This window comes from Pelovirga terrestris (assembly GCF_014773365.1).
GTDB classification, from domain to species: domain Bacteria; phylum Desulfobacterota; class Desulfuromonadia; order Desulfuromonadales; family Geopsychrobacteraceae; genus Pelovirga; species Pelovirga terrestris.
In genome coordinates, this window is record NZ_JACWUN010000001.1 from 336,682 (window position 1) to 343,315 (window position 6,634).

General features: G+C 42.0%; 5 protein-coding genes. All 5 read right to left on the bottom strand.

What is annotated here, in order from left to right:
* Positions 1-4 precede the first annotated feature (4 nt).
* The 5 genes from ICT70_RS01555 to ICT70_RS01575 all read right to left on the bottom strand — a co-directional run bounded on the left by ICT70_RS01555 (position 5) and on the right by ICT70_RS01575 (position 6,388).
* Entirely contained in the window at positions 5-1,720 is a 1,716-nt protein-coding gene (locus tag ICT70_RS01555) for an asparagine synthase-related protein (protein ID WP_191153619.1), read from the bottom strand.
* 13 nt (positions 1,721-1,733) lie between these two features.
* Complete coding sequence (locus ICT70_RS01560) at positions 1,734-3,164, bottom strand: lipopolysaccharide biosynthesis protein (protein ID WP_191153620.1); 1,431 nt, start codon at positions 3,162-3,164, stop codon at positions 1,734-1,736.
* Between the two features lie 57 nt (positions 3,165-3,221).
* On the bottom strand, positions 3,222-4,568 hold the full coding sequence (locus ICT70_RS01565; RefSeq protein WP_191153621.1) for a glycosyltransferase: 1,347 nt from the start codon (positions 4,566-4,568) through the stop codon (positions 3,222-3,224).
* Positions 4,562-5,770, bottom strand: a complete 1,209-nt coding sequence (locus tag ICT70_RS01570; protein ID WP_191153622.1) for a polysaccharide deacetylase family protein — start codon at positions 5,768-5,770, stop codon at positions 4,562-4,564. The genes ICT70_RS01565 and ICT70_RS01570 overlap by 7 nt, the downstream gene beginning before the upstream one ends.
* A 225-nt stretch (positions 5,771-5,995) precedes the next feature.
* Positions 5,996-6,388, bottom strand: a complete 393-nt coding sequence (locus tag ICT70_RS01575) for a GNAT family N-acetyltransferase (RefSeq protein WP_337906512.1) — start codon at positions 6,386-6,388, stop codon at positions 5,996-5,998.
* Positions 6,389-6,634: the final 246 nt, after the last annotated feature.

Here is a 6,634-nt window from a genome sequence, read left to right on the forward strand (position 1 = left end):
TATTTTATTTTTTATTATTAAGGCTGTATATTTTACCAGCGCTGATAATATAACCGTAGTTGCGAAGCGATAATAAATGTAAAACCGTCGCTAATAAAAACTTATAACGGCACAAAGGATCTAAACCTTTTGAATGAAGACCCAACTTTATGCCTTCTATACCTTCTCTCATTTGCTTTTTAAACTTATAAGAAAATGGCACAGGTGATCTTTTCCATTGATATGTCAGGCGGCTATCTATTGGCAGAGGGCAAGGAACATGTTCTGGATATGTTTGCCAGGGGACGCTGGTAACAGAAGAAGGAAAGAGCTTGAAGATCTCGTGATACAGTTCGTGGTTTAGTCTGTAGTCAACAGGGATAGAAAAAATAAATTCAAGCAGTTTTGAATCGAAAAAAGGAAGTTGATATTCTGTAGCATGCTGGTCGATGTTTTCATATAAACTGTGAAGATGTCTGCGCTGATCATTGAACATCAGAAATAAAAAAATTTGCTGGCCCTTATCTGAACAATTAATTCTATTCAATTCTTCAGAAATAGTGTTATCGAGAAGGGTCGACATCTCATTCTGTCTATCTTTTCTCATAAATCGCAAAGGTAAACCGTGAATATTTTTTTCTCGAAAATATTGAATAGCAACTTTTTTGTCTGCATAGCGGAATTTTTCAACGATCTGTTTATTTAAATAGACGCAACCCAATCCGACACTTCCCCCATCACCAGACCATATTGTTTTAGGGCGTGTTGTTTTGATTTTTGCTTGTTCAGATATCTGTTTCACCGACGCAGCCATTTTTGGCATAGTCATTTGAGCTAATGGTTTTTCAGGTGTAGGTTTTTCGTGAAATGAGCAATTTATTTTTTTGGCAAACTCTCTGGCAAAAGTCGTGTCCTGCTGTCCTTCATCTGAAAAATTAAAAACATGGACTTGATCACATAGTTCATTAAGGACGGAAACAATTGCGCGAGAGTCCATACCACCGCTCAGATATGAAAGAGCGCATGAATCATTGTTTAACCTTAAACGTATGGAGCCTTTAAAAAGCTCAAAAACCTTAGCGGCGGCTTCCTCTTTGGTAATATTGATTTGTTCGATTTCATCCCATTGCCAATATGTTGTTGATTCACATTTGGCAGCAGCAAATCTAACAACTTCAGATTCTCTTAAAATCTTAATGTGCTTATATTTTGTTCGACTTGCTAATGGGACCCCAAAAGCATATCTCTCAGATAGCGCCAACCGATCTGCATCTTGAGGTATCATTGAGACAGCTTCTAATACCTTAAGCGCTGTAGAAAAAATTACACAATCACCATCTGTCCAATAATAAAGGGGTCTGATGCCCAACTTATCAGCACACAAAACCAATTCAGGCTCTTCCGAATCTTGAAAACTGGCAAGGCAAAAAACTCCTCTGACATCTGAAAAATCTTCGTATTTACAATCCCTCAAAGCAATTGTTAGAGCAATATGATCATTCTCAATACCTGACTGCGTAAGTAGCGGCTCGCCAGCCATCAGAGAAAAACTACCTATTTCATCATTAATAACACCTGAATATTCCGACAACGCTTTGGTACTAGCGCGGATAAAAAAAGAATTTTCACGTTTATTCTGGATAATCTCCAATTCAGAATCTGCAGGGAATACATTCTTGATTTCATTAACTGATCTATCGTCAAAACTTTTTTTATTCAAAGAGACTATGCCAGCAAACATATCATCACCTTACCTATCTTTTTAAAAGATTCATCACTTCATGAAGACCATTTCGATTAAAGATGAGTGTTGTTATCGTATAAGTAAGTGCCCCACCCAAGATCAAAAGAAGCATTTGTAATATATTTAAAGTAAAAACATTAAAGCTCCTCAAGACAAAAACCGATGCATACATTATGATACCGGAAAACAAGGGTATTGAAAATGCTTTAATAATTGATAAAGTTTCAATCTTCAAAACCCGGATTGTCAGCAGCATCTGCAATGTAAAAACCAGTGGGAACACGAATAGCCAAGCCAAACTGACACCCAATAAGCCCCATTGTGCTCCAATGAAGAAAGCGGCTGGTAAAAAAGTAGAATGGATTACAGAAAAATAAAAGGAAATATCAGCGCGCCCTACCCCAAAGACAGCCGTCGACATGATGCCACTGATCATCCGCAAGGGTATAACAATTGCGATGATCTGCATTGGCAGAACCGCTTGTAGCCATTGTTTACCCAAAAACACCTGGATAATTTCCGGTGAAACACACGAAATACCCCATAGTACAGGGATAGACACAAAACTCATAACCCTCACCGCCTTCAAAAAATGGCGATGGAATAATTCCATATCATTTTGAATGTTGGAAAAGGCAGGGAAAGCAACCTGTTTGATAATTCCGGATACCTTATCCATAGGCAAAGTTGCTAACATTAACCCAACAGAATAAAAACCCAAAAGATCTTTTCCAAGATTTTTTCCGACGATCAAGGCATCGGAATTAGAAGATATATACCAAACGATACCCCCCGCTGTAACATAGCTCCCAAATGTTATAAAAGACTTCATTCCCTTAAAATTCGTACTCGGCAAACAGAAAAAAGGGTTAGCTATGTTGAAACCAACAGTGGATATTAACCGAATAGTCAACATACCCCAAGCCAGTGCCCAAACACCTAAACCCATCCAGGCAAGGACAAGGGTTACAATAGAACCGGATATTGCAGAAGAAAAATCCACAATCGCAATTTGCCTAAATTGCATGTCGCGTTGCAATTGTGCCCTTGGTATCAGAGCAAAAATATTAATCAAAAAACCTAGAGCTACAACCCTTAACAAAAGCACTAATCGTGGTTCATTATAAAAATCTGCAACCAAATGTGCAGAGAAAAATAATGCTAAATACAGTAGCAAGCTAACTAACAAAACAAGTCCGAATAAAGACCTTAGTGTCGACAGTTCTATATCTTTTCGCTGCACAATAGCAGCACCTAACCCCATCTCATTCAATAACGCGAGAAACCCTACAAAAACAGCGGCAAGAGCCATCAGCCCATAATCTTCAGGCGATAGCAACCGTATGACCACAATGGTGACACACCAGGTGAACAATTGTGCCAGCAATCTACCTGCTGCTGACCAGGCAAGCCCGGACATAACTTTTTGTTTTAAATTCATGAAAGTTCTGTTCTGCAATTATCAAATGAGGTGAATTTTTTAAAAAAACACATGCCGTCAGGCACAATAAGGTCGGTTGTTAGAAAATTTATCGATGATCTTCATCAATTGCCTTGCGGTCGCCTCGCGGGAAAAATCATTCAGAAAATCGGCATTTGGCTGAAATTGCAATTTCTGACGATCTACAGGCTTGGCCATGGCAGTGATAATAGCTGCAGCTACCTTGTCGGCGTCCTGTGTTCCGACCAGGTAGGACTCAGGGCTGTACTTGCGGACGATATCGCTGGGCTCACCCTCGGGAATGGTTGCCAGCATGGGCACATTGAGAGCCAACCCGTCAAAAATTTTGGTCCCCATGTTGGCCTCGACAATGCGCAACAACTGCAAATCCGCCCCGGCCAGGATATTGAGCATTTTTTGATAGGGTATCATCCCGCCAGTGATGACCAGGTCTTCTATACCGTACTCTTTGGCTTTGTCGCTGATCCGTTGTCCATCGCCACCGTAATAAAGAAACTGAAAGTTGTCAGCGGCAAGATTACCAGCAGTTTTCAAGTAAGCCAGCGCCTGAAAAAACACATCGGACTTGATATAGTCAAAATAAAAGTTGCCACCGTAGACGATGGTGAATTTTGAAAATTCTTCGCGTTCATTCACCTTGACATCATCAGGTTCAATGCCGTTGTAGATGGTACTGATTTTATCGCGGATCCAGGGATACTGCTGGATGTAACGTTGCCTGATCTCATCCGGCGTGACCACAAAAACATCGACATGGCGCAGCAACCAGGCTTCCAGCTTGCGGTTGATCTTGCGCCGATAGGTCGGCACATCGTTGAGAGGGAACGGTGGCACCTCCAGGGCAAAGGGGTCGCGAAAATCGAGAACCAGTGGCTTGCCGGTGAGTTTTTTGAGCAATACGCCGGCAACGGCGGAGCTGAAGGGCGAGCAGGAGACATAAATCAGGTCGATGTCCCGTTTCCTGATCAGCCGATAACCTGTGATGGTTGCCGCAGGTATCCACCCCCAGAACAGATCGGGTATATGGATCAGGTCGTAAAAATGGTTGCGTTTTAGCTGAATACCGAACGGCCGCAGAATTTTTGCCAACAGGCCATTTATTTTTCCAAGAACCCAGTAGGTATTAAACCATGAACGACAATAATGAACATCAACACCTTGCGGGGGAGCATCAGCACCAACCCGGCAGAAGATCGGGTCAGGGTTACTGACACTCAACACCGTCGGGTCCCAGCCGTATTTTTTAAAATAGCGGGAGAAAGCCACGCTGCGACGGCAGCCGACATCCGTTAAGGGTGGATAATAGTAACAGAGCATCAGGATGTTATGTTCTGTTACGCCAGCTTCGCTGTCTGTTTTATCCCCCTCCCCTGCTACTACCATCGTTCACTCCACTTGCGCGCCAGATCATTCGCGGTAGAAAAAACCGCATTTTTTTCGATCAGATAATCCAGACTGTTTTCGTACACATTTCTCCATCCCGGCTCTTCGGCCAGGAGAAAGGTATTGTGCCAGTTAAACACGATGGTTCCATGGATATCGGCCACATGATCGATCATGGCTTTGATCCGCACTTCGGCCTCCGCCGGTTGCAGGTGCTGATAATCACGAAAAGTGCCGTCCATGATCGCCATGGGGATTTCGAGCATATCGACGGTTTGACGTTGCTGCAAATCGAAGGGCTTGAAGGGCGAGCAAAAGCCGGCGCGAAACCCCTCGCGCTCAGCAAAGCCCAGGGTGGAATCGTACGTCAATCCGGTGTCATAACTAACCCGATAGGATTCCGGGATCTTGAAGCGAAGAAAATGGCTTCTTGCCCCGGTGATGAGGCTACCGGAAAGTTGTTCTATCGCTTTTTTTTCAGCGCTGCGTTTTTCCGGGTTCAAATACGAATCGTAACCGGGGTGCAAACCGATCTCATGACCGGCAGCAGCGATACCCTGTAACTGTTTAGCGTACTTTTTATGATCCAACCCCCAGAGGTTGTCGGAGAGCAGAATAAACCAGGTGGATTTGATGCCACGCTGGGCCTGGGTCTGCATGATGTAATCGAAGGTCGCATAGCGGTCTTTTTCCAACCCGGAACGAACCTTGACATAGCTCAACAGGTGGTCAGCACAACTCCCTACCCCCTCTGAATTCAGCCTTGCTTTCGCACCTGACAGCACCGATCTGGCCTTACCGAAATAGTAGGGCACATCAATATCGTGGCTGATGACCGCTTCCATCCCCTCGGAACGCAACGGAATGCTGATGCCGTATTGCTCCTTTATCCATAGCGCTAACTGTTTAGCATAAAGATGCACCAGGGATTTGCCGAGATCTTCATATAACAGGCTGTTGGTATATTTAAAACGTTCATGCTGATCAAGTTCTTCGGTACTTGTATATTCTTCGAACCTGCTTAACAGCCAGAAGCTTGACAGGACAATGTCCTGGCTCGTTGCAAAACCAGACTCATCACAAACATCTTGACGTGTGTTTCTGACCGATTGAAAAATTGAATAATCATTTACTTCTCGTTTGATTATTTCAACCTGATTGCCGTTCGCGTAGCTCTCCCAGAAATCCGTATCCGGTAACATCTTCACTTTGGTTGACTTTGGAAGAAGATGTTCGTTTTTTTTATCTACATAGCCAACAGAAATTTCGCCATCAGCAAGTGGCACATCGCATGATTGAACTATAATTTCTGCTACTAAAATTGATGAAAACAATTTAGCTATGTATTCAATTTCTACAAGGCAAAGAAAATCGTTTGTTAAAATTTTGATTTGCATAAAGATCTCAAAAATAAAAACTATTCAACACTAGTACTTAATAGTAATAGTGCGCCAATTTAATTTAGTCCTTAACACCAAAATCCTATATATTTTTTTAAACCCAATTTTATTTATTCCCCGTAATGCTGCTATGTTATTTATTTCAACATCAGTATAAAGGTTTACTATGCCCTGTTCATATGCATGATCAATTAAAAATGTCAACATAAGCTTTTGCAAACCCAATCCTCTCATATCTTTTTTAACTCTAGCCCAATGAAGGTGTGAGCATTTTCCTGAAATGGGAAGATAGCCATCAGACTTGATAATCTTCGAAGTATTAAAATCTTTTCTCCAGTTATAACCAACTACAATATCATTGTGCATTACGAAAACACCCACATCTTCACTAGATAACATATCTAGGAAAGGGTCTTTCATATGAGGAAAATTAACTAGGACTTTTTCTAAATTATCAATACTTATTTTCTCAAGGGTTATAGTTCCGATTTTGCTATAAAACGGTTTGTAATCATTTTTACTTATAGAAAAAACAATGCCCCTAGTACCTTGTAACAGTTATAAATTCGGATAAAGTCGCGTCAGCTTGATCCTGGCGTCAGCGGTTGTGAACTGCCAGTTAATTTTCTTCGTTTTGCTGTTGCGGTGACTTTCCCAGGCCGCGAC